At 63.3% G+C, this 22480-nt stretch carries 28 protein-coding genes; 12 read left to right on the plus strand and 16 right to left on the minus strand.

The window, feature by feature from the left end; translation table 11 throughout:
* The first annotated feature begins 25 nt into the window (after positions 1 to 25).
* The 4 genes from ASE60_RS01045 to ASE60_RS01060 all read left to right on the plus strand — a co-directional run bounded on the left by ASE60_RS01045 (position 26) and on the right by ASE60_RS01060 (position 4828).
* Positions 26 to 1846 carry a hypothetical protein gene (locus tag ASE60_RS01045; protein WP_082615693.1) on the plus strand — a complete coding sequence of 607 codons (1821 nt, stop codon included), beginning with the start codon at positions 26 to 28 and terminating at the stop codon, positions 1844 to 1846.
* A 77-nt stretch (positions 1847 to 1923) separates the two neighbouring features.
* Positions 1924 to 3528 carry an exodeoxyribonuclease VII large subunit gene (gene xseA, locus ASE60_RS01050; RefSeq protein WP_057248237.1) on the plus strand — a complete coding sequence of 535 codons (1605 nt, stop codon included), beginning with the start codon at positions 1924 to 1926 and terminating at the stop codon, positions 3526 to 3528.
* Positions 3529 to 3597: 69 nt separating this feature from the next.
* The gene (locus ASE60_RS01055) at positions 3598 to 4182 is read left to right on the plus strand and encodes an AAA family ATPase (RefSeq protein WP_057247884.1); all 585 of its coding nucleotides are present in this window, start codon (positions 3598 to 3600) and stop codon (positions 4180 to 4182) included.
* Between the two features lie 55 nt (positions 4183 to 4237).
* Positions 4238 to 4828: an NAD(P)H-dependent oxidoreductase gene (locus tag ASE60_RS01060; protein ID WP_057247885.1), complete on the plus strand. Its 591-nt coding sequence runs from the start codon at positions 4238 to 4240 to the stop codon at positions 4826 to 4828.
* Positions 4829 to 4834: 6 nt separating this feature from the next.
* Here ASE60_RS01060 and ASE60_RS01065 read toward each other — a convergent pair whose 3' ends face one another.
* Positions 4835 to 5317, minus strand: a complete 483-nt coding sequence (locus tag ASE60_RS01065; RefSeq protein WP_057247886.1) for a MarR family transcriptional regulator — start codon at positions 5315 to 5317, stop codon at positions 4835 to 4837.
* A gap of 101 nt (positions 5318 to 5418) precedes the next feature.
* On the opposite strand from ASE60_RS01065, the gene ASE60_RS01070 reads away from it, so the two are divergent.
* The 4 genes from ASE60_RS01070 (at position 5419) to ASE60_RS01080 (ending at position 7413) form a co-directional block, all read left to right on the plus strand.
* Positions 5419 to 6297 carry an EamA family transporter gene (locus ASE60_RS01070; RefSeq protein ID WP_057247887.1) on the plus strand — a complete coding sequence of 293 codons (879 nt, stop codon included), beginning with the start codon at positions 5419 to 5421 and terminating at the stop codon, positions 6295 to 6297.
* A 64-nt stretch (positions 6298 to 6361) separates the two neighbouring features.
* Entirely contained in the window at positions 6362 to 6640 is a 279-nt protein-coding gene (locus ASE60_RS35400; RefSeq protein ID WP_244495499.1) for a sigma factor, read from the plus strand.
* 38 nt (positions 6641 to 6678) lie between these two features.
* Positions 6679 to 6993: a hypothetical protein gene (locus ASE60_RS35405; RefSeq protein WP_244495500.1), complete on the plus strand. Its 315-nt coding sequence runs from the start codon at positions 6679 to 6681 to the stop codon at positions 6991 to 6993.
* Positions 6994 to 7014: 21 nt separating this feature from the next.
* A complete protein-coding gene (locus ASE60_RS01080) occupies positions 7015 to 7413 on the plus strand; it encodes a VOC family protein (protein ID WP_057247888.1) in 399 nt (132 codons plus the stop codon).
* A gap of 90 nt (positions 7414 to 7503) precedes the next feature.
* On the opposite strand, the gene ASE60_RS01085 is transcribed toward ASE60_RS01080, so the two are convergent.
* The 3 genes from ASE60_RS01085 to ASE60_RS01095 all read right to left on the minus strand — a co-directional run bounded on the left by ASE60_RS01085 (position 7504) and on the right by ASE60_RS01095 (position 10488).
* Positions 7504 to 8757 carry an aminopeptidase gene (locus tag ASE60_RS01085; RefSeq protein WP_057247889.1) on the minus strand — a complete coding sequence of 418 codons (1254 nt, stop codon included), beginning with the start codon at positions 8755 to 8757 and terminating at the stop codon, positions 7504 to 7506.
* 88 nt (positions 8758 to 8845) lie between these two features.
* Complete coding sequence (locus tag ASE60_RS01090; RefSeq protein WP_057247890.1) at positions 8846 to 9724, minus strand: MBL fold metallo-hydrolase; 879 nt, start codon at positions 9722 to 9724, stop codon at positions 8846 to 8848.
* A gap of 92 nt (positions 9725 to 9816) precedes the next feature.
* Positions 9817 to 10488 carry a glutathione S-transferase family protein gene (locus ASE60_RS01095; protein ID WP_057247891.1) on the minus strand — a complete coding sequence of 224 codons (672 nt, stop codon included), beginning with the start codon at positions 10486 to 10488 and terminating at the stop codon, positions 9817 to 9819.
* An 82-nt stretch (positions 10489 to 10570) separates the two neighbouring features.
* On the opposite strand from ASE60_RS01095, the gene ASE60_RS01100 reads away from it, so the two are divergent.
* Positions 10571 to 11026 (plus strand): MarR family transcriptional regulator, encoded by a 456-nt coding sequence (locus ASE60_RS01100; RefSeq protein WP_057247892.1) that lies wholly within the window; start codon positions 10571 to 10573, stop codon positions 11024 to 11026.
* Between the two features lie 272 nt (positions 11027 to 11298).
* Here the strand turns inward: ASE60_RS01100 and ASE60_RS01105 are convergent, their stop codons facing one another.
* The 5 genes from ASE60_RS01105 to tatA all read right to left on the minus strand — a co-directional run bounded on the left by ASE60_RS01105 (position 11299) and on the right by tatA (position 14763).
* On the minus strand, positions 11299 to 11886 hold the full coding sequence (locus ASE60_RS01105) for a dual specificity protein phosphatase family protein (protein ID WP_082615695.1): 588 nt from the start codon (positions 11884 to 11886) through the stop codon (positions 11299 to 11301).
* Between the two features lie 110 nt (positions 11887 to 11996).
* Positions 11997 to 12470, minus strand: coding sequence for a Cys-tRNA(Pro) deacylase (ybaK, locus tag ASE60_RS01110; RefSeq protein ID WP_057247893.1), 474 nt, complete (start codon positions 12468 to 12470; stop codon positions 11997 to 11999).
* A gap of 21 nt (positions 12471 to 12491) precedes the next feature.
* Positions 12492 to 12836 carry an ArsC family reductase gene (locus tag ASE60_RS01115; RefSeq protein WP_057247894.1) on the minus strand — a complete coding sequence of 115 codons (345 nt, stop codon included), beginning with the start codon at positions 12834 to 12836 and terminating at the stop codon, positions 12492 to 12494.
* A gap of 117 nt (positions 12837 to 12953) precedes the next feature.
* Positions 12954 to 13586, minus strand: coding sequence for a YitT family protein (locus ASE60_RS01120; RefSeq protein WP_057247895.1), 633 nt, complete (start codon positions 13584 to 13586; stop codon positions 12954 to 12956).
* A 7-nt stretch (positions 13587 to 13593) separates the two neighbouring features.
* Positions 13594 to 14763, minus strand: coding sequence for a tyrosine aminotransferase (tatA, locus tag ASE60_RS01125; RefSeq protein WP_057247896.1), 1170 nt, complete (start codon positions 14761 to 14763; stop codon positions 13594 to 13596).
* Between the two features lie 209 nt (positions 14764 to 14972).
* Between tatA and ASE60_RS01130 the strand changes: the two genes are divergently transcribed.
* Positions 14973 to 15455 (plus strand): Lrp/AsnC family transcriptional regulator, encoded by a 483-nt coding sequence (locus ASE60_RS01130; protein ID WP_057247897.1) that lies wholly within the window; start codon positions 14973 to 14975, stop codon positions 15453 to 15455.
* 43 nt (positions 15456 to 15498) lie between these two features.
* Here ASE60_RS01130 and ASE60_RS01135 read toward each other — a convergent pair whose 3' ends face one another.
* Complete coding sequence (locus tag ASE60_RS01135) at positions 15499 to 16557, minus strand: succinylglutamate desuccinylase/aspartoacylase family protein (RefSeq protein WP_057247898.1); 1059 nt, start codon at positions 16555 to 16557, stop codon at positions 15499 to 15501.
* 276 nt (positions 16558 to 16833) lie between these two features.
* Here ASE60_RS01135 and ASE60_RS01140 point away from each other — a divergent pair, with 276 nt between their 5' ends.
* On the plus strand, positions 16834 to 17460 hold the full coding sequence (locus tag ASE60_RS01140) for a glutathione S-transferase family protein (RefSeq protein ID WP_057247899.1): 627 nt from the start codon (positions 16834 to 16836) through the stop codon (positions 17458 to 17460).
* A 105-nt stretch (positions 17461 to 17565) separates the two neighbouring features.
* Here ASE60_RS01140 and ASE60_RS01145 read toward each other — a convergent pair whose 3' ends face one another.
* The 5 genes from ASE60_RS01145 to ASE60_RS01165 all read right to left on the minus strand — a co-directional run bounded on the left by ASE60_RS01145 (position 17566) and on the right by ASE60_RS01165 (position 20793).
* The gene (locus ASE60_RS01145) at positions 17566 to 18327 is read right to left on the minus strand and encodes an alpha/beta hydrolase (protein ID WP_057247900.1); all 762 of its coding nucleotides are present in this window, start codon (positions 18325 to 18327) and stop codon (positions 17566 to 17568) included.
* Positions 18328 to 18542: 215 nt separating this feature from the next.
* Positions 18543 to 18956, minus strand: a complete 414-nt coding sequence (locus ASE60_RS01150) for a GFA family protein (protein ID WP_057247901.1) — start codon at positions 18954 to 18956, stop codon at positions 18543 to 18545.
* Between the two features lie 123 nt (positions 18957 to 19079).
* Positions 19080 to 19547 carry an SRPBCC domain-containing protein gene (locus ASE60_RS01155; protein ID WP_057247902.1) on the minus strand — a complete coding sequence of 156 codons (468 nt, stop codon included), beginning with the start codon at positions 19545 to 19547 and terminating at the stop codon, positions 19080 to 19082.
* Positions 19544 to 19873 carry a metalloregulator ArsR/SmtB family transcription factor gene (locus ASE60_RS01160; RefSeq protein ID WP_057248239.1) on the minus strand — a complete coding sequence of 110 codons (330 nt, stop codon included), beginning with the start codon at positions 19871 to 19873 and terminating at the stop codon, positions 19544 to 19546. The genes ASE60_RS01155 and ASE60_RS01160 overlap by 4 nt, the downstream gene beginning before the upstream one ends.
* A 161-nt stretch (positions 19874 to 20034) precedes the next feature.
* Entirely contained in the window at positions 20035 to 20793 is a 759-nt protein-coding gene (locus tag ASE60_RS01165) for an alpha/beta hydrolase (RefSeq protein ID WP_057247903.1), read from the minus strand.
* Between the two features lie 149 nt (positions 20794 to 20942).
* On the opposite strand from ASE60_RS01165, the gene ASE60_RS01170 reads away from it, so the two are divergent.
* Positions 20943 to 21389, plus strand: coding sequence for a MarR family transcriptional regulator (locus tag ASE60_RS01170; RefSeq protein WP_057247904.1), 447 nt, complete (start codon positions 20943 to 20945; stop codon positions 21387 to 21389).
* A gap of 36 nt (positions 21390 to 21425) precedes the next feature.
* On the opposite strand, the gene ASE60_RS01175 is transcribed toward ASE60_RS01170, so the two are convergent.
* Positions 21426 to 22388, minus strand: a complete 963-nt coding sequence (locus tag ASE60_RS01175) for a LysR family transcriptional regulator (RefSeq protein WP_057247905.1) — start codon at positions 22386 to 22388, stop codon at positions 21426 to 21428.
* Between the last annotated feature and the right edge of the window lie 92 nt (positions 22389 to 22480).

Consider the following 22480-nt stretch of genomic DNA (forward strand, 5'->3'; position numbering starts at 1 on the left):
ATGTGATCGAGACGGGCGAGGATCCATGGCGAACGGGACGGCGACGCTTTCTGAGGCGATTTCGAAGAACGCGCCGAGGCCGTTCTGGTCGAGCCTGCGTTCGATGGTGTTCGTCTACGGCGCTCCCACCATCCTCGTCCTTGTCGCCCGGTTCCTGATGGCGTCCGACTATGTTGGCCGCGACAATGATGATGTCATGCGTCTGGTTCAGGTCCGCGATCTCCTCGCTGGCCAGAGCTGGTTCGACCTGACGCAAGCCCGCCTCGGCCTGGAAGGCGGCACGCTGATGCACTGGTCGCGCCTCATCGACCTGCCGATCGCCGCACTCATTTCCGTCTTCAGGCCGTTCGTCGGGACGGCGCAGGCTGAAACTTTGGCCTTGGGGTTCTGGCCGATTTCGCTTGCGATCCCGTTGCTGGCGGCCATGGGCCTGGCCGGCCGTCGTGCCGGTGGCGTGGCGGCGATGCATTTCTGCCTGGGACTCACCACGATCTTCATCGTCACCACCAATCGCTTCCTTGGCGGCTCGATCGATCACCACAACGTGCAGTTGGTACTCGTCGCAGCCATGGCAGCAACGCTGGTCGATCGAGAGTTTCGCGCGTCGAGCTACGCCATTGCAGGATTGGCGGCGGCGCTGGCGATTGCCATTGGTGCGGAAACGACGCCGTTTGTGGCCGTGGTCTGCGCGGTCGTTGCCTGCCAGTGGGTTTGGGTCGGCCGACAGGCTTCGCAGGCTACCGTTGCCTTTGGCCTTTCGCTCGCTGCAAGCCTGAGCCTCTTCTTCTTCGTGACGGTACCGCCGCGCCTCTACCTGGCTGCAACCTGCGACAACCTCTCGATCGCCTTCTATTCGCTGGCGCTGACCGGAGGCGGCCTGCTGGCGCTTGCCGCCGCCACGCTAAGCCATCGGTCGACGGTCGTCCGGTGTTTTGCCCTTGGCGCTTGCGGCCTGGGGGTCATTGCCGTGGCACTGTTGGTGGCGCCGCAATGCCTGGGCAATCCCTTGGCAGCACTTGACCCGCTGCTCCGCGAGCTGTGGCTCGACAACGTCACCGAAGCGCGCTCTTTCGCAGCCGTTGCAACGGGGGAACCCGCGAGCATCGGCGCCTACTATTTCACCGGTGCCTTTGCCGCGCTTCTCTGTGCCTGGCGCATCTGGCGCCGCGATAGGGTCGATCTCAACCTCATCCTCTTCGCGCTTGTGTTTTCGAACCTGATGATTGCGCTCATCCAGGTACGCGGAATGGCCTTTTCCAATCTCCTGGCGATCGTACCGATCGCGTTGCTGCTCTCGAATCTGCGTGCCCGCTCAAACGGCGGAACGGCAGGCGTGGGCGCGTCTCTGCTCTATGTCGGCACGCTTCTCATTTCGGTTCCAGCGGTTTGGGCCATTGCCGGGGTTCTTGTCGACAAGGGAATCGGAGGAGTTGTGGCGGGTGAAACCGCAACCTCGAACGGTAAGGCGTGCCTGACAACGTCATCGCTGACCGATCTGGAAGGCTTGCCGCCGTCGTTCATTGTCGGGCCATCGGATATCGGTGCAACCCTGCTTCGCCGCACCCAGCACCGCGTGCTGAGCGCACCCTACCATCGCAATGCCGCCGGCATGCTCATGGAGCTGAAGATCGGTCTGGCACCGGCCGAGGACGCGGCGGCCATGTTGCGCCAGCTCGGACATCCGGTCCTGGCCTTCTGCGCTGCGGACGTGCAGGCGCGAATGATCGCCGCGCGGGCGCCACAAGGCTTCTATGCTGAGCTTGCCGCCGGGCGCGTGCCGGCGTTCCTTTCGCCCCTTCCGGTTTCCGAGGGTTCGCCCATTCGCCTCTATGCGCTGAAACCGTAAGCGGCGTCGGCCGCTTGGGGCGTTGGAAAGCGCAACGGATGTGCTGGCCTTCGGCGAAGGGTGCGGTAAAAGAAGCCATGGCTTCTTTCTTCGACAGCGATTCTCCGAGCAACCTCACCGAATATTCGGTGTCCGAGCTTTCGGGCTCGATCAAGCGAACGGTCGAGCAGGCCTTCGATCAGGTGCGCGTACGCGGCGAGATCTCGGGCTATCGCGGCCCGCACTCGTCGGGCCATGCCTATTTCGCGCTCAAGGACGACCGGGCGCGCATCGATGCGGTGATCTGGAAAGGCACTTTCTCGCGCCTGCGCTTCCGCCCGGAAGAGGGCATGGAGGTGATCGCGACCGGCAAGGTCACGACCTTCCCGGGCTCGTCGAAGTACCAGATCGTTATCGAATCGATGGAGCCGGCCGGTGCCGGCGCGTTGATGGCGCTCCTCGAAGAGCGCAAGCGCAAGCTGGCTGCGGAAGGGCTGTTTGATGCCAACCGCAAGCGGTCGCTGCCCTACATGCCCAAGGTGATCGGCGTCGTGACCTCGCCGACGGGCGCTGTCATTCGCGATATCCTGCACCGCATCGCCGACCGCTTTCCGGTTCATGTCGTCGTCTGGCCCGTTCGGGTCCAGGGCGACGGTTCCGGTGACGAGGTAGCGGCAGCGATCCGCGGCTTCAATGCGATCGAGCCCGGTGGGCCGATCGCCCGGCCGGACGTGCTGATCGTTGCCCGCGGCGGTGGCAGCCTTGAGGACCTCTGGGGCTTCAATGACGAGGCGGTGGTCCGGGCTGCGGCGGCTTCCGAGATCCCGCTAATTTCCGCCGTCGGTCACGAGACCGACTGGACGCTGATCGATCACGCCGCCGACCAGCGGGCGCCGACGCCGACGGGTGCGGCGGAAATGGCGGTGCCGGTCAAGGCCGATCTCGAAGCCGGGGTCTCCGGCCTCTCGGCCCGCCTCAAGGCGGCGGTCGGGCGGCAGATGGACAATCGCCGCCAGGCGGTGCGTTCACTGGCGCGCGCCCTGCCGTCGCTCGATCAGTTGTTGGCTTTGCCGCGCCGCCGCTTCGACGAGGCCGCCCTCGGCCTCGGCCGTGGCCTGCAGATGAACACCGCCAACAAGCGCCGCCAGTTCGAGCGCGTCTCGTCTGAGCTGCGTGCCGATCTTCTCAAAGGCAAATTCTCGGAGCGCCGCCAGCGTCTGGTCGATGCCATGAACAAGGCCGAGCGCATCGTCGAGCGGCAGGTGCATCGCGGCGAGGCGCGGGTCCAGGCGGCGGATGCGGCGCTGCGCGCGCTGCCCTCACGCCTCATCGGCCAGATCCATCGCGCCTCGGACCGCGTCGGAGGCCTTGCCGCCCGGTCCGACGTTGCCGTGCGCGCCGACGTGCGCCGCCTTCGCAGCGTCATCGTCGCCCAGGACCGCATCCTGCAGTCGCTCTCCTATCGCAACGTCCTGCAGCGCGGTTTCGCGCTGGTTCGCGATGCCGATGGCGGTCCTGTGCGCCAAGCGGCGGCCGTCTCCGCCGGCATGGCACTCAGCCTGGAATTCGCCGATGGCCGCGTTTCGGCGATTGCGGGCGAGGGGGAGAGCGAACCGGTTTCTCCGCCGTCGGCGCCGCGCAAGAAGCAGCAGAAGCCCACGGAGCCGGCGGCAGACCCGCCAAAGCAGGGTAGCCTGTTCTAGAGCGTTTCATCCTGCTGTCACGGAGGTGGCATAACGCCAGCGTTCGCTCCCTCGGAGATTGAGTCGGATATGGTCGAACGAGCCAAGATCATCTTCATCCATGGTGCCTCCAGCAGCGGCAAATCCACGCTGGCGCGCGCGGTCCAGGCGCAGATCGGCGAACCGTTCTGGCACGTCTCGATCGACCATCTGCGCGACTCGGGCATGCTGCCGATGGAAAGATTTCGGCGCGGAGATTTTCGCTGGAGGGACCATCGTGCCCGTTTCTTCGAAGGGTTCCATCGCTCGCTGGTTGCCTATGCTTCGGCCGGCAACAATCTCCTGCTGGAGCATATTCTCGAGGAGCCCGGCTGGGCGGCTGAGCTGGCGGTGATGTTCGAGCCCTTCGATGTCTTCTTTGTCGCGCTTCACTGTGAGCTTGCGGAACTCGTGCGACGAGAAACGCTTCGGGCCGATCGACCAATTGGCAGCGCCGCAGACGACTTTCACCGCATTCATGAGGGGCAGCGCTACGACCTTCAGCTTCATTCGCGAGACGCGGCCGAAGACAACGCGGCTAAGCTCATCTCCGCCTGGACGTTGCGCCGGTCGCCATCCGTCTTCGATGAACTCGCTCTCAAGGCTCGATCGAAAAAGGCCGTTCCGCCTCGTTAGCCGGGCAAAAGCTTGCCTTCGTTTTCGGCCCCAGCCTACGAATGAGGAACAACAGATGCATATTCTGCTCGTGCTTGCTCACCCGCTCGAAGACAGTTTTGCCGCGAACGTGGCGCGTGAAGCGCGTGCTGCTTTGGAGGCGAGCGGCCATTCCGTCGACCTGCTCGATCTCTATCGCGAGGATTTCGATCCGCGCCTGAGCATGGCGGAGCGCGGCAGCTATTTCACCGACGCCTATGATCGATCGGCAGCCGCCGACTGGATAAAGCGGCTGCAGGCAGCCGATGGCATGGTCCTTGTCTTTCCGCAATGGTGGTTCAATTTCCCGGCGATCCTCAAGGGGTTCTTCGACCGGGTCTTCGCACCGGGCGTCGCCTTCGACAACGACCCGGCCGGAGGCCGCATCATCCCGCGCCTCCACAACATCAAGGTCTTCTGGGCGCTGACCACGACAGGTTCGCCCTGGTGGGTGGTGCACCTCTATATGGGCAATCCGGTGAAGCGGCTGCTGAAACGCGGCATCGCCGCCTTTTGCGCCAAGAGGCTGAATTTCCGCATGCTCAGCCTGCACGACATGGACAGGGCGACTGACGCCAAACGCAAGGCGCACCTGGCGCGTGTCCGTCGGCTCGTCGCCCGTATCTAGCCGCAGCTACTCGAAAGCCGCGAGATACTTGCGCAGCAGCCCATCAAGCGTCGCGCGTTCCTCCGGCGAGAGCTCTGAAACGACGCGATGCTGGTTCGCCACATGGGCGGTTGCCGCTTCGTCGACGCGGCGCAGCCCTTCGTCCGTCAGGGCGATGATGACGCTGCGCCGGTCCTCTGGATTGGCGATCCGCTCGACCAGTCCCGCCTTCTCCAGCTGGTCGATGCGGTTGGTCATGGTTCCGGAGCTGACCATGGTCGTATCCAGAAGTTCGCCGGGCGAGAGCCGATAGGGTGCGCCGGAGCGGCGCAGTGTTGCCAGCACGTCGAAGCTCGAGGCCGAGAGGCCGCGTTCGGAAAACGACTTCTCGATTTCCCGGGCGATATGGGTCGAAACCCGTGACAGACGGCCAAGCAGGCCCATGGCCGACACGTCGAGATCCGGCCGTTCCCGGTGCCACTGGGCCAATATCCTGTCAACGCGATCCATCCGAAGCCTCCATCGTTTCGCCAGCTATAGGGTATCTTGACGTAGAGATAAACTATGGTAGCCTCGATTTATCTTGATATAGAGATTCTTGAGATAAAGATATGAGCAGGAACCGTAACGTCGATCTCGCCTTGACCGCACTCGCGCCGGCCATCTGGGGCAGCACTTACCTCGTAACGACCGAGTTTCTGCCATCGGGCTATCCGTTTACGGTCGCCATGCTGCGCGCGCTGCCAGCCGGGCTTCTCCTGTTGCTCATCGTCCGGCGCCTCCCTGAAGGCATCTGGTGGCCGCGTACCTTTATCCTGGGCGCTCTCAACTTCTCCTTCTTCTGGGCGATGCTGTTCGTCTCTGCTTACAGGCTACCGGGCGGCGTCGCCGCAACGGTAGGCGCCGTCCAGCCGCTGATCGTCATCCTACTGTCGCGCGTCTTTCTCGGCTCGCCGATCCGCGTACTCAGTGTTGTTGCCGGTCTGGCCGGCATTGCCGGCGTCGCCCTCCTGGTGCTGACGCCCGGCGCCGTGCTCGATCCGCTCGGCGTTCTTGCTGGCCTCGCCGGTGCCGTCTCCATGGCCTTTGGCACGGTGCTGAGCCGTCATTGGGCGCCACCGGTGCCGCCGCTCACCTTCACCGCCTGGCAATTGGCGGCGGGTGGTCTGCTGCTCGTGCCGGTGGCGCTGTTCTTCGAGCCGTCGCTACCGCCGCTGACCACGGCCAACGTCCTCGGGCTTGCCTATCTCGGCCTGATCGGCGCCGCCTTCACCTATCTGCTCTGGTTCCGCGGCCTGTCGCGCCTCGAACCGTCAGCCGTATCGCCGCTCGGCTTCCTGAGCCCGGTCGTTGCCATCCTGCTCGGCTGGGGCGTGCTTGGCGAGCATCTGACGTCGGTCCAGGCCCTCGGTATCCTCGTCGTCTTCGCCAGTGTCTGGCTCAGCCAGCGCGCACAATTGATGCCGAAGGTACGACCGGCCCGCGCCTGAGCGTGGTCTTGCAACCATAGGGCAAGCGCTTCACATTGCCGGGAACCTCAATCCCTGAGCCCTGATGACCGAGCACCTGACGCCGGCGCACTATTTCGATCTCCTCCGCTTCGCCAAGCGCCAGACCCGCCGTGCGGCCGAAGCGGAGGATTTGCTGCATGAAGCGTTGATCGTGGCGCTCAAGGCAAAGCGCTTCCCCACGTTGGTGATCGCGCCTGGTTCCGCGGTGTCATTCGCAAGCTCGCCGCGATGCAGGCGCGCACGGCCGCTCGTCGTCTTCGGCGCGAGCGACAGGCGCCTGAGCCGGAAACGCAGGGCGCGGCGGCGTCGAGCGATCCTCTAAGCTTTGCGGCCACGCTCGCGCCCAGTCTCAGGATCGTGATGCTGCTCGCCATTGCGGGTCATAACCGACTGGAGATCCGCCATCTCCTCAAGATTTCCGACGAGGCGCTGCGTCAGCGCATCCTGCTGCTGCGCCGAGCCTGGCGCGATGCCGGCCACCTCGAGACCAATCTGGAACTGACCGGGCTGCGTTATCCGCTGGATAGCGGCCGCATCCGCCAGGCGCTCCTGCCGGTGACGCGCAGCGGCCGTGCCGCCTTTGCTAGCCACGATCCCGATGGTCACCTCTTCGCGGTCAATTTTTCTTTGCGTGCGTCTCACGAAACGGCGGCCGGCGGCAACAAGCCGGTGTAACCAACAGAAAGGGAGCAACCAATGCTGTCGAAACCACGTATCGGAGCCATCTGCTACTACGTCTCTGATATCATCCGGACGGAAGCCTTCTATCGCGATGTGCTTGGTCTTGAGGTGCAGCGGATGGATGACGATGAAGCCGGCGTCTGGCTGATGGCCACCATCGAAAGCAATGTCGAGCTGATCTTCTTTGTCGCCGAAAGCAAGCCCGGCAATTCACCGATCGTCGTCTTCGATCTCGCCGAGGGTGGCATCGACGATGTGGTCGGTGGACTTGCCGAAAAGGGCACCACGATCGTCACGCCGGTGAGCCACGCGCCAGGCGGCTGGTCGGCGGAATTCGCCGATCCAGATGGCCACGTGCTGTCGCTCTACCAGTCGGCGGAGATGCCGCGTCTGAAACGCGTTGCCAACGGCTGACGGGGTCAACTCTCCAAAGGAAAGGCCGCCGCATTTTTAGCGACGGCCACCGAAACTTTCAGAATGCCCGAGTCGGGGGAGAAGCCGTGATCAGGCCCACTCGCCCTTCCGCATGACCGGAACGCGGCTGCCGTCGGCGCGCACGCCGTCGATGTCCACCTCACCCGAGCCGATCATCCAGTCGATATGGATCAAGCTTGAATTGCCGCCCTGGGCGCGGATCTGTTCCGGCGTCAGCTTGGCATCGTCGACGAAGCAGCCGGAATAGCACTGGCCGAGCGCGATGTGGCAGGAGGCGTTTTCATCGAACAGCGTGTTGTAGAAGAGGATACCGCTTGCCGAGATCGGCGAGGAATGCGGCACCAGCGCCACTTCGCCAAGCCGGCGTGCACCCTCATCTGTGTCGAGCACCTTGTTCAGCACCTCTTCGCCGCGCGAGGCCTTCGCCTCGACGATGCGGCCGCCTTCGAAGCGCACCTGGATATTGTCGATCAGCGTTCCCTGGTGCGACAGCGGCTTGGTCGAGGAGACATGGCCCTCGACGCGCAGCGCATGCGGCGTCGTGAACACTTCTTCGGTCGGGATGTTCGGGTTGCAGGTAACGCCGTTCTTGGCTTCCGACGCGCCGCCGCACCACAGATGACCATCGGCCAAGCCCACGGTCAGGTCGGTGCCGGGGCCGGTGAAGTGCAGTGCTGCGAAACGCTCGCCATTCAGCCAGGCCGAGCGCCGGGCAAGATTGGCATTGTGCTCTTTCCAGGCCGCAACCGGATCGGCGACATCGACGCGCGAGGCGGCGAAAATGGCGTTCGCAAGCTTCTCGACGGCAACGTCTTCCGGATCGTTCGGGAAGACGAGCTTTGCCCAGGACGGGTTCGGGTAGGAAACGATGTTCCAGTTGATGTCGAAGTTCGAGATCTTTTCGAGCGCCGGCTTGTAGGCGATCGAGTTCGCCTTGTTGGCGCGCGCGACCTTGGCCGGGTCCTGCGCCGACAGCATCATCGGATTGTCGCCGGAGATTGCGAGGCGCGCCGCACCGCCGGCAAAGGCCTTGGCCATGCCGTCGAAGAGCCAGTCGCTCGCCCGGTCGAAGCTTTCGTCGGGAGCGTAGGCATAGCGCGAAAGCGTCGTGTCTTCATCGGAGTAGAGTGTCGTCACCAGTCCGGCACCCGCCTTGTAGGCGTGCTTGGTGATGAGGCGGACGAGTGGCATTGCCGCCACCGGCGCGGTCATCACCAGGTCCTGGCCGCGCTGGAGCTGCAGGCCGACCTGGATCGCGACTTCCGCAAGCTTGTCGAGTTTCACCGGATCGATGGGAGTGGGCGTATTGGCGGGATAGGTCATGATCTGCCTGTCTATTGAATCGGAAGAAGAAGATTTAGAGCGCTTTGCGGCGAAAATGAAGGCTGAACGCCAGAGCTTCGTCCGGTGATCAGCGTGCCGCGCGGGCAGCCCGCACCCGTTCGACATTGCTCCGGTGCACCGCCTCGTAGGGTTCGAAATAGAGGATCGCGCCTGAGGCGATCTCCTCGGCGGCGAAATCCTTGAGCGTGCCGATAGGGGCGCCGGTCGCGATCGCATCGGTCAGCCGTTCGATGTAGAGGCGATTGGCATCGATGAGCTCCGGCCCGTAGCCGCCATCAGCTATCCTCTGGCGGTCGCCGTGAGCAGGCAGGATCCTTTCGATCGGCCATTGCCGCAGGCGCACGAGTTCGGCGACATGCGTCGCCGTCTGGTCAGCCTCGCTGATATAGGTCGTTGTATCCTCGAGCGTATCGCCGGCAAGCAGCAATTTTTCCTCGGGGAGCCAGATGACGTTGCCGTCGGCACTGTGGATGGCGAAGTGGTGCAGCTCGACTCGACGTTCGCCGACAGTGAGCGCGAGCGTCCGTTCGAACAGCCGGTTCGGCATGACGAGGGGCCGGATCGGTGGCGTCGCTGTTTCGATCTTTTCGCGGTTTTCGTGAAGTCTCTCCGCCGTCAGCTTCAGCGCGATGATCTCGCAATCGGCAAAGACAGCGTTTCCGGCGACATGGTCCTTGTGCCAATGGCTGAGCACCACGCGGATCGAGGTGACGCCGAGGCTTTCGAGGTGATTGCGGATCGCCCGGGCATGGTCGAGCGAGATATGCGTGTCATAGACCAGCGCCTCGCGGCCATCGACGATGGCATAGGAGGCGACGCCCAGTTCATAGGCGCCGTCGTCGAGCCAGTTCGGCGCCTCCGAATGAAGCCGTACGCCAGCGACACGCCCGTCGTAATAGGCAAAGACGCCGGGGTAGGGCTCCAGGATCGTCAAGGTCGAAGTCATGTCCGTCACGTTGCGCTCCTCCAGCAGGGCTTGGGCACTGTCATAGGGCAGTCCCAAGCCAAACTGAAGGACGACATGATAGACTTATCGGCCTACGCCTGCCGGGCGTTGAGCAGATAGGCGTCGTGATCCCTGAGGAACACCATCAGCCGCTCGCCGTAATCGGCCGTCACCGCCGCTTTGACGCTCGGTCGCTCGGAGAGCGCCTTGCGCCAGACACGGACGCGATCGAGCCCGTCGAAGATGCCGTGATCGGCGAGTGTGTCGAAAAGATCGAAATAGCGGAAGATCGGCGCGAAGACCGCATCGACCAGTGAAAAGCCGGCGCCGGCGAAATAAGGGCCGTCGCGCAATGCCGCCTCGATGGTCGCAAACTTGCTGGCGAGCGCCTTGCGCTTCTGCTCGTAGGTTTCCTGGTCCTTGGCAGTCTCGAAGCCCCAGAGATCCGAAAGGATCTTCGAACCAAACTCCATCCAGCCGCGATGCCGGGCGCGCTCCAGCGCATCTTCAGGGTGAAGCTTCGGGCCGGCTTGGCTTTCCTCGACGTACTCGGCGATAACGGAGCTTTCGAACAGCACGGCTTCGCCGCCTTGCTGCGGCACCTGCAGCAGCGGCACCTTGCCGAGCGGTGAGATCTTCAGGAACCAGTCGGGCTTGGCCTTGAGGTCGATATAGGTCCGCTCGAACCGAACGCCTTTTTCGTCGAGCGCGATCGACGCACGTTGCACATAGGGGCAGAGGTGGTGGCTGACGAGGGTAAGCATGGCAGTCTCCCGGTTGAACAAGTAGATGCATTTGCATGTATGTGGGCTTGATTCGATTTTCAAGATGGATGTAATTGCATCTATGACCACTGAGACAAGAAACGACGGAAAGCGTCCCGAACCGGAAACCACGGAAGCCTGGATCGGGTTGATGCGCGCGCGTGAGCGCGTGCTTGCGCGGATCGAGGCCGATTTCAAGGCTTCAGGCTTGCCGCCGCTCGGCTGGTACGACGTGTTGTGGGAGCTGGTTCAAGCGGAAGGTGGTCGTCTGCGTCCCTTCGAGATCGAGGCGCGCACGCTGCTTGCGCAATACAATCTCTCGCGCCTGATCGATCGGCTGGTGAAGGAAGGCCTGGTCCGCCGCGAAGCCTTCGACGCCGACGGACGCGGCCAATGGGTAGTGATCACGCAGGCGGGCCGGGTGATGCGCGAACGCATGTGGCAGACATATGGCCCATCGATCGAGGCCCATGTCGGCGCGAGACTGACCGAAGCAGAGGCGCGGCAACTGGCGGCGCTGCTGGCGAAGCTCAGGTAGGGCGTTTCAAGCGTGCAACGGCTTCGCGTCTTCGCAATGCCAGGTAATCGGACTGCCGCCTGTGCGCAAGTTTGCCCCTCACCCTAGCCCTCTCCCCGCAGGCGGGGAGAGAGGACGTGCCCCGCTCGCAACGCTGTCGAACGGAGACACTGTGAGGAGGAAATCGAGGGAGATACTTGCTGTTGAGGTGAGCGGTTGTCGCGAGTCTCCTTCGCCCCGCCTGCGGGGAGAAGGTGGCCGGCAGGCCGGATGAGGGGCAGCAAGCGCCGTCCTCAACTATTGAGACCAAAAGATTTTTCGAGGGCTTCCCAGGTTTCGTCCATGGCAAACGTGCCCGAGAGATAGGGGAGCGCGACATGGCCATAGAGCGGCGAAAGCTGCCACTCGGCCGTCTCCTCGTCGACGCCGGCGATCTGTTGCAGGTAGATCGTCGAGACGAGCCCGGTGCGGTCGGCGCCGGCCTTGCAGTGGATCAAGAGCGGCTTCGGCGCGTCCCGGAGGATCGCCATCAGCGCGTCGGTTTCCTTGGCGTCGATCTCCGCCGAGGCGGACATGGGAAAGTTGATGAGCCGGATACCGTTGCGCTCGGCGGCAGCAACCTCGTCGCGGTACCAGCGCTCATTCGGTTTCTCGCCACGCAGGTTGAGAATGGTGCGGATACCGTAGCCCTTGGAATAGGCGGCGATCGCCTCAGGGCTTGGCTGCGCCGAACGATAGACCTCACCAGCGACGAGCGTGTGGAAGTTGCCGGTCCATTGCAGGCCGACGAGATAGAGCGCCAAGGCTGCACCAAGCGCACCCGTGACGACGACGAGGCGTTTCAAAAGACGCTTCGCGGTGAGAAACCCTGCAGATGCCATGAGACAGACCCGACGCCGTTCGTGAGCGGACGTGCATGCGAAAGTTGCACAGTTTCATCCCGCTTCTGCGGCACGTATAAGGCATCTGCGATATTTTGATGGCGGGCGTTTCAGGCGATCAGCGCTGCCGCGATCGCCTTCAGTGCGGCCTGTGCGTCGCGCGGCGCGAGCCGGACCTGCAGCCCGCGCTGGCCGCCATTGATATAGACCTCAGCCTCGGCAAGCGCTGCCTCCTCGATCGCCGTCGGCACGAGCTTTTTCTGGCCGAACGGGCTGATGCCGCCGACATGGTAGCCGGTCAGCCGTTCGGCATCGGCCGGCTTCATCATGGCGGCCGACTTGCCGCCAAAGGCGCTAGCAAGCTTCTTCATGCTGACTTCGCGGTCGGAGGGCACGACGCAGCAGACCGGCTTACCGTCCACTTCTGCCATCAGGGTCTTCAGCACCCGGCTCGGATCTTCGCCGAGCGCTTCCGCCGCCTGCAGGCCGACGCGCTCGGCACTGGGATCGTAGTCATAGCTGTGCACGCTGAAGGCGACGCCGGCCTTCGAAAGCATCTGCGTGGCGCGCGTGGTCTTCGACATCGTTTGGCTCCGGCTCAGGTGCTACAGCGCGGCCTCGTAGAGGTCAGGCTTGAAGCCGATCAAGAGATTGCCGTCGGCCTCGAGCACCGGGCGCTTGATCATCGAGGGCTGCGCCAGCATCAGCGCAATTGCCTTTTCCTGGTCAAGGTCCTGTTTGTCGGCGTCGTCGAGCTTGCGGAAGGTCGTGCCGGCGCGGTTCAGCACCGTTTCCCACCCGGCTTCCTTGCACCAGCGTTCGAGGTGCGGGCGGTCGATCCCCTCGGCCTTGTAGTCGTGAAAGCGATAGTCAATGCCCCGGCCTTCGAGCCAGGTGCGCGCTTTCTTCATCGTGTCGCAGTTCTTGATGCCGTAGATCGTAACCGTCATTCCATGCCCCAACATCGTCGTGAGCAACTCCGGGAAACCATCCGGAATCGCACAATTTCAAAGCGTGGCAGGAGTGATAGCGTCCCGGCGAGCCCGAGGGAAGACGCCGACCTTGCTTCAGGTCACGCCGGCGTAGCGGCCCGGCCTGTGGTTGATCGCCAGCGTCATGTTGACGACGGCCGCACCCACGACCGAAAGCACGAGGTTTGCGGGTGGCAGCACGAAGTAGGCGGCGGCAAGGATGGCGAGATCGACCGCGAGCTGGAAGTAACCGGCGCGGACGCCGAACTTTTCCTGAAGATAGATCGCTACGATGTTGATGCCGCCGAGCCCGGTGCGATGGCGGAAGAGGATGAGCAGGCCCGTGCCCATCAGTCCGCCGCCGACAACCGCCGCATAGATGGGATCGAGCCGGGCGATCTCTACCCACCCGGCCGTTAGCCGCGAAAACAGCGAGACGAGGCTGACGGCGATGAAGGTGCGCAGCGCAAACATCCAGCCGAGCCGTTTGACCGCCAAAATGTAGAAGGGCAGGTTGACGAGGGAGAAGACCAGCCAGAACTCGGCGCCGGTCGCATATTGCAGGAGCAGCGCCAGGCCCGATGTGCTGCCGCTCAAGAGCATCGCCTTGCTGTAGATGATGACGCCGAGCGACATGATCAGCGTGCCCATGAGAATCGCCAGCGCATCCTCATAGAGGCGATGGCGTTCTACCGGGGCTTCGGACACGTCGATACTGCGCTCGGCCATCTTATCCTCAGAGGCTTTTGAACTTGGCGATGACGCCCTCGACTTCGGCCGTCTTCAGGCCGGCGATGTTGATGCGGCCGGAGCCGGGCATGTAGATGCCGTGCTCGTTGCGGAGCCGCATGACATCGGCCTCTGTGAGTGGCAGCAGCGAGAACATGCCTTCCTGGCTGGCGACCGCGCCGAGCGCCTGCCAGCGATCGCGCAGGCCCTCGGCCAGCGCCCGTCGGATGTTGGTGATACGCAACCGCATGGTTTCGAGTTCTTCCTTCCAGTCGCGCTTAAGGTCGGCGTCGGAAAGGATCAAACGCACGATGGCGGCGCCATGATCCGGCGGCATCGAATAGCTGGTGCGCGCGAGGCCGGCGAGGTTGGAGCGGACCGTATCGGCCGAGGAGGACGAGGTCGTCACCGCGAAGATCGCGCCGGCGCGCTCGCGATAGAGGCCGAAGGACTTGGAGCAGGAGACGGCAACCAGCGCCTCGGGCACGACGCCGATCAGGTGGCGAAGGCCGGCGACATCCTCGTCGAGGCCACGGCCGAAACCCTGATAGGCGAGATCGACGAGCGGCAGTAGGCTGCGCTCGGCGATGACGGCGGCAAGCTCCATCCACTGTGCTTCGGTAATCACGCCGCCGCTCGGGTTGTGGCAGCTCGCATGCAGCAATACGGCGTCGCCGGCAGAGGCTCCCTGCAGCGCGGTGATCATGTTGTCGAAGAGCACCGTCTGTGTTGGTACATCGAAGAACGGGTAGCCGGCGGGTTCAAGGCCGGCCGTCTTGAAGATGCTCGCATGGTTCGGCCAGCTCGGCAGGCCGATCCAGATGCGCTTGCCGCCCATCTGATGGATGAGGTCGGCCGCGAGCCTGAGAGCGCCGGACCCCCCCGGCGTCTGCACGCCGGCAATGTGGCTGCGATCGATGGTATCGCCGCCGACCAGCGTCCAGAGATGATCGATAAAGACGAGGTCGCCTTCCGGGCCGACATAGGCCTTGCTGTCCTGGGTTTCGAGCAACCGCTTCTCGGCCGCCTTGACGGCGCGGAAGATCGGCGTGTGGCCGGTTTCGTCGCGGTAGACGCCGACGCCGAGATCGACCTTTCCGGGGCGCTCGTCCTTGCGGTAGAGCCCGATCAGGGCGAGCAACGGATCGTCGGGTTGGCGGGTCAGTGCGTCGAACATGCCGGAAAATCCCCCTTGAGTGGCAGCGATGCGTTATCGGTCGAGAATGCCTGCCGGCCGCCGTTCCTCCGGCTTGCCCTGCGACTTCCTTCTTAAGTCAGGATCAGCGCAAAATCGATGCGATTTTTGCCGCAGAAGCAATATCGACAGCGTGCTATTTGCGCAAAACTCTGCAATTGATTTGCTGATTTGCGCGTTGGAGCTTGGTTATGGTTGAAAAGGTGGCGATGGAGCTGGATCAGGTCGACCGACGCATCATCCGTCTGCTCGTCGAGGATGCGTCGTTGAGCAACAACGAGCTCGCGGCCCGGGTCGGTCTCTCGCCGGCGCCACTGTCGCGCCGCCTCGCCAGGCTCTATGCGACGGGCGTCATCCGCCAGCAGGTCGTGGTCGATCCGAAGGCGGCCGGTGTCGGCTTCCAGGCTTTCGTCGAAGTGACGCTGGAGCGCACCGCAAGCAAGGTCGGTCACCGTTTCATCGAGTTGGTCTCGCGCATGCCGGAGGTGGTGGAATGCCACACGGTCGCCGGCGACTTCGATTTTCTCCTGAAGATCGCGGTGCGCGACGTCGCCGACTACAAGCGCCTGCTATGGAGCGAGTTCGAACAGATTGCCGAGATCAAGACGCTGCGCTCGACCATCCTTCTCGATAGCCCGAAGATGACGGCCGCCACCTTGGGTGACGGCCGCTGAATGAGCCGATTGGGGATGGCTTCGCGCGTTCTCGGGATTGCGCTTAGGCTTCGAGCGGTCCCGGCTTGCGCAGGGCGTTGGAGGGCTGAGCGCAGGCGATCTTCATCAGGTCCGAACGTCGGCGTGCAAGGCGGGTCGAGACGCGGGTGACGATCAGCCCATCCTGCGGCGCGCGCACGTCGAGCGAGCCGTCGAGCCGGCCGGGACGGGTGAGAATGGTCGCGAGCAGGTCACCGGCCTTTACGCTTTCGCCGATGTCGCGATGAAACAGGATGGCGCCCGCCTCCGGCGCGCGGATCATCTCGATGTTGTCGAGGGGCGCGACGATGCCAGAGAACGGCGCGATCGCCTCTTCGTCACCGGTAACGACGCCACGGGCGACGAGGAAGCGGAAGACACCCTCTGCGTCCTTACGGGCAAGCTCCGGATAGACGTCGCGCGTGCCGCGAAGCTCGACCGTGACCGAGAGGCGTCCGGGAAGACGCGCCTTCTTCTGCCCGGTCTCATACTTCCAGGCATAGGCGACAGCCTCCTCGAAGGCGGAACTTTCGCCGTCCGAGAGGAAGACCGCTTCCATGTCGAGCGCAGAAGCGAGGTCGCCCGCCTCCGGCCAGAAGGCGTCGTCGATATAGGCGTATTGCAGCGCCTCGTCGTCGCAGTGAAGGTCGAGCATCAGGTCGGCGCCGAGCGCCATATGCAGCAGCTGGCGCTTCAACCGGTCGGTCGCCGAATAGCGATCGAGATCCTCGATGAGGTAGTCCCGGTCGGCAAGCGAGATCAGCGGAAAATCGCGGTTGAAGTTGGTGCGTGAGCCGAGGTCGAAGCGGCCCTGCAACTCGCCGAAATGCGATTGCGCCGTGCCGATCGGGTTCGCCTGCGGTACGACTGTGATGTCGCCGAGGATGGCGCCGTCTTTTTCTGCCTGCTGCAATCTTTGCAGAAGGAAATGCGCCAGCGCCGTGCCCGGCAGCTCGTTGGCGTGCAGCGCCGCCTGGATATAGGTCTTCGGTGCCGCGGCATTCCTGCCCTTGAAGCGGTAGACAGGCAGGCGCCATTCGATGCCGGACGTATCGCCGGCGATGATGATTTCGGAAATGTCCATGGGCTCCTCCCGTATCGTTTTGTTGGTGGCGCTTATCGGCATTCCAACGGCGCTCCGCAAGTCGCTAAGAACCGGGGTGCGGAATCGGGTTGCGCCGAAGTCGCTCTGGCTTTGACCGCCGGGGAAGGCCTATTGTTCCCAGAAACCGCTACAGCGCCGCGCGTCTTATGAGACGCGCAAAGGTCGCTGTAGCACTTTGAAGTGCTGCATGTTTTTGTCCTTATAATCGGCGACGATTAAAGGAAACATGCAGCGGCACAGGCAGGAGACGGCAAAATGATCCTGATCGGCCAATACGACTCTCCGTTCGTTCGTCGCGTGGGCATCGCGCTCACGCTCTACGGTATCCCCTTCGAACACTGCCCCTGGTCGTCCTTCGGCAACGCCGACGAGATTCGCGCCCACAATCCGCTGACGCGCGTGCCGACCCTGGTGCTGGACGATGGGCTGGCGCTCACCGACAGCCACATCATCCTCGACTATCTCGATAGCCTCGTTTCCGACGATCAGGTCATGTTCCCGCGAACCGAGCCGGCACGACATCGGGCACTCCGGATCGCCACGCTCGCCACCGGCCTTGGCGACAAGGCGGTCAGCCTGTTTTACGAGAAACGCCTGCACGGTGAGGTCTCGGCGCTCTGGGTCGATCGCTGCCGCCGCCAGATCGAGGAAACGCTCGGCGTGCTCGAGGCGAGCCGTGCGCAAGGCCAGAGCGAATACTGGCTCTCGGAGCGCATCGGTCATGTCGATATCGTCGTTGCGGTCGTCCTGCGGTTCCTTAACGACGTGCATGCCGATCTTGTGGCGATCTCGAACTACCCTCATCTGCAGGCACATGCGCAGAAGCTGGAAGCGCTCCCGGTGTTCCAGACGATCAGCCAGCCTTTCATTCCGCCGGCTTGAGGCTTCGGCGCGATCCGGCGAGCGGCAAAGTGCAGCAATGCCGCGCGTCGGAGAGGACGCGCGGCGATCTCGATCGGCAATGCTGGCTGGCTTCAGGCGCTCCGGCTACTCGGCATCGAGGAAGCTGCGGATCGCTTTCACCGTGGCCCCTGGTTGCTCCTCTATCAGCCAGTGGCCGGATGCCGGAATGACCACTCCCGTGACGTTTTCGGCAGCCGCGCTGGCAACGACGGCCATCGTGGGGCCGAAGGATTTTTCGCCGCCAACGGCCAGAACCGGCATGCCGAGTTTGCCTTGCTTCAGGAGGGCCTGGTTGTCGGTCGCGTCCTGGTCGAAGGCTGCGAACTGGGCGAAACCGGCGCGCATCGCCCCCGGCTGGGCATAGAGCTTGGCGTAGTGTTCGCGCGATGCTTCGTCCCACTTCTTCGGGTCGGCGGAGAATTCGTTCCAGAAGCGATCGAGATAGATGCGCTCGCGGCCGGCAACCAGGCGCTCCATGTCAGGCCCGCCAAAACGGAAGTGCCAGAGCAGCGGGTTCTTGAGGATCTCTTCCCAAGGGCCGATGCCGGGAAGCGGCGCATCCATGAGCACAAGTTTTGTCGTCCGGGACGGGTACTGCGCGGCAAATTGGTAGCCGACCATGTTGCCGATGTCGTGCGCGACAACGTCGACTTTTTCCGCCTTCAAGGCGTCGAGCACGCCGGCGATATCCTTTGCTTCGTTCTTCTTGTCGTAGCCGGTTGCCGGTTTCTCAGAGAGCCCCATGCCCCTGAGGTCGGGCACGATGACGCGGTGGTTGCGCTGAACGTCGGCCAGGGCCGGGGCGGCAAGGGCGATGGCTGCGCCGGCAATGAGGGAACGGAGCATTCTGTCTCTCCTGTTTGTCGGTATGTGCCAAAAGGCGTTTCGATAAGCAGAAAATGACATTGGATAGTTGTTCGAACTAGTAGCCGAAAAGCGGAGTTATTGTTCGCCTTTGCCGAACGCTGTGCGGTCTTGTTCGCGTTCCCGCCGGGGTAGCGACCAGATGAGTGTGGGCGGGCACTCCAAGGCCCGCCCTGCGAAACCTTCCGTTGCCGATCCTAAGCCGGCGGCATGGTCTCGAATTTGGTCAGGGCCGGATCGAGATGGTCCCAGGCATGGCCGCGTATGCCGTAGGTCACGACCTGAGGCTTGTAGCGGCTGGGATCGTCGAGGCTTGCCGCGCGAACACTGAAGAACTCCGGCATGGCCGAGAAGGTCATGTAGACGGGTGAGCCGCAGGTGGGACAGAAGCCGCGCGTCTTCACATGGCCACTATCGGCGACCATGTCCCAGTGCGTCGCTTCACCTTCGAGCTTCACCCCGTCGCGGCGGAACGTCATATGTGAACCATGCCCGGTTCCGCTCTCCTGCTGGCAGTCGCGGCACTGGCAGTCGTTGGAGAAAACCGGTTCTCCGGAGATTTCGTAGCGGATCGCACCGCAGGCGCATCCGCCGATATAGGACTTGCTCATACATTCCTCCTGTTTCGGGCACGGCAAAGCCTGGCGCGCGGCCGTAAGGGCGACGCCGACCATTCTCTTTGCTCGTTCGGGTTGGTGAGGTGCCGGATTGCCGTGACGATCCGGCTTTAGCATTTAGTGCTGTTCGTCGGTGACAGAGCCGAGGCGCGACAGGACCTTCGTCCAGCCCTCGCTCATGTTCTTGTAGGCGCTGTCGTTCTTCGGCGTGACGAAGCCGGAATGCACAAGGCGAAGACGGGTGCCGTTGTCGACCTTTGCCAGCGTCCAGGTGACGACCGTATCGAGGCGGGAGCCGTAGCCGGTATTGCCCTCGTGCCCGCCCTGCCAGGAGTAGACGAAGCGCTCATGCGGACGCACCTCCAGCACCTGGCAACGGATCGTCCCGTCCCAGGCGCCGGCCGGCGTCGTCTGGAAGGTGAAATGCGTGCCCTCCACGGGTTGAAAGCCCGTCGGCGGCATGATCCATCGGCCCATCAGGTCGCCGTTGGTCAGCGTCTTCCAGATCGTCTCGGGCGTATGCGGAAACACCTCGTCGACGACGATGTCTTGCGTCCCGGACTTCAGAACTGCTGCGTCGGTCATGGATCAATCTCCTTGAGAAGTGTGCGTAGGTCGGCAAAGCGCTCGCGCCAGAAGGTGCCGTAGTGGCTCATCCAGTCGACGAGCGGCGCCAGGCCTTCGGGCTCGGCGCGGTAATAGACGTTGCGGCCCTCCGGACGCTCGGCGACGAGACCCGCCTGCTTCAGCGATTTGAGGTGCTGGGAAATCGCGCCCTGCGTCACGCCGCTGCCGCGGGTGAGCTCGACCACGGTGATTTCCTCGGCATTGGCGATGCGCTCGAAGACGGCGCGCCTTGTCGGGTCGGCAAGGGCGCGCATGACGGCGGTGATGGGGGCGGTTTCAATCATCATGGCTAAATCATTAGTGTAGGCTGATTGATTAGTCAACGCTATTTGTTTCGCCCGGCGCTCCTGAAACGATAAGGCTGTCGTCCGAGTTTGGGTTCGAGACGAGAAAAAGGGGCGCCACCCAAGGTGCGCCCCTTTGTATTGTTGTCGGTTGAGGTTGCTTATTCGCTGGCTTGAGCGGCCTGTTCGATAAGCGCTGCGACGGCATCGGGCTTCGAGACGTAGACGGCGTGGCTGCCGGATGTTTCGACGACGGTGGAGCCGGCGCGTTTTGCCATCTGGCGCTGGGCGGCCGGCGGGATCATGTGGTCGTCGGTGGCGACCAGATAGAAGCTCGGCTTTTCCTTCCAGGCCGGCGCGGTGACGGCACCGGCTGCCGCTTCCACGCCCCACGGCACCTGGGAGTCGGCCATGAAGGCTGCAATCTCGGGATCGACGTCGGCCGCGAAGGCGGCGGCGAACTTCGCCTTGTCGAGCGCCAGGAAACCATCGACCGGCGGCAGGATCGGCGGAACGGAGGCGCCGGCCGGCGGGTTGGCGATCAGCGTGGAAACGGACTCGCCCTTATCCGGCGCGAAGGCGGCGATATAGACGACGGACTTCACCTTTTCGTCGGTACCGGCTTCCGAGACGACCACGCCGCCATAGGAATGACCGACGAGTACGACCGGGCCATCCTGTGCGGCGATCGCGCGCTTGGTGACGGCAACGTCGTCTGCAAGCGACAGGGTCGGGTTCTGGACGATGGTGACGTTGTAGCCGTCCTTCTTGAGGATGTTGTAGACGCCCTGCCAGCCGGAGCCATCGACGAAGCCGCCGTGAACGAGCACGACATTCTTGGTGGCGGGGGCGGCCTCAGCCGGTGTGAGCGCGCTTGCGGAGAGGGCGAAAGCGGCGGCAGTGATGAGGGTCTTGATCATTTTCGGGTCTCCTTGGTTGAGTTGGTTTCCGCGAAAATCGTTATCGCGATAATCATCGTATACGCCGACTCGATTTCGTTGTAAAGATACTTTTTATCGCGATATTGATTTTCGCAGCACAAGGTTCGAACTGCGCCAAGGAGACTACGATGTCTGATGCACCCACCCTGCCACTGGACAGCCAGCTCTGTTTTTCGATCTATTCGGCGTCGATCGCCATCAACCGCGTCTACAAGCCCATGCTCGATGCGCTGGGTGTGACCTACACGCAGTATCTCGTCCTGAGTACGCTTTGGGAAAAGGACGGCCTGACGATCTCGGCGATCGCCGATCGGCTGAGCCTTGAATCCAGCACCATTACGCCGGCGGTCAAGCGGTTGGAGGCCGCCGGTTTCGTCGGCCGGCATCGCAGCATGGTCGACGAACGCCTGGTCGAGGTTCACCTCACCGCCAAGGGTCGGGATCTCCACGTGAAGACCGGATGCTTGACGGCCTCCCTGCTGGAGCATTCGGGTTTCACCGTACCGGAGATGATCGATCTGAACGAAAGGGTCCAGAAGTTGCGCAACGGAATGCGGGACGCAGCCAAGGCGTAGAGGCGGGCGAGCATTGCGACGCGGTTGGGCGCCGGGCTATGTCTGCTTTCTTCGCTGGTGCGGTCGTTTCCAGCCCATCACCGCTTCCGCGCTCCAACCCGCATCCGTCAGCCCGGCGATCAGGAAATCAGCCAGGGCAGAGACCTTGGCGGGTCGCGCGCGGGCCGTCGGCGTCACGAAGTACAGTCCGCCTTCCGGTAGACGCCAGTCGGTGAGAACAGGTTCCAACCGTCCGTCCGGAAAATACTGGGTGGCGATGAACTCGGGGAGCTCGGTCATCGCCAGCCCTTCGAGTACTGTCGGCAGCAAGGCCTCCGCGCTCGTCCCTCGCAGCAACCCCCTGGGCGCAACCGCCACTTCCTCGCCGGTCTCGTGATGGGTGAAGCGCCAGACGTCCCGTTTCGCCCGGTTGGCGTAGCTCAGACACTGGTGGGCGATAAGGTCGTGCGGGTGCTGCGGGCGGCCATTTGTTTCAAGGTAAGCCGGCGAAGCGACGACGAACCGTTGGACAGGTGCGATCAGCCGCGCGACGAGCGATGAATCCTCCAGCACGGCGATGCGCAGCGCAGCGTCGAAGCCATCGCCGATGAGGTCCGTCTGCGCATCGGTCAAGTGAAGGTCGACTGCAATCTCGGGGTAGCGCCGAAAGAATTCCGGCAGAAGGGGAGCGACCCAGCGCGTGCCGAAGGACAGCGGCGCCGCTAGCTTCACCAGCCCTCGCGGACGGCTGGCGGCCTCGCGCGCCAGGTCCTCCGCCTCTTCGGCATCCGCGAAGATCCTGGACGCCCGTTCGGCCAGCATGTGGCCGTAGTCGGTCAGGGCAAGTCGGCGCGATGTTCTATTGAGCAGACGACCGCCAAGTCGCTCTTCGAGACGGGTGACGGCGCGCGATACGGTTGCGACCGAAACCCCCATCGTCCGTGCCGCCGCAGCGAAGGAACGCTCCTCCGCCACCTTGGCAAACATCGCCAGCGCTTCGAAATCGGGCAGCTTGGACATCGACAATTCTGCAATGATGACTTTCAATCATTTCTATTTCGAAAAGAGCGGAGTTGCAACATCATGGCCTGGTCCGCAACGAATTGCGAAGT

Origin of the sequence: Ensifer sp. Root278, from assembly GCF_001429285.1 — a bacterium.
Lineage (GTDB): Bacteria > Pseudomonadota > Alphaproteobacteria > Rhizobiales > Rhizobiaceae > Ensifer.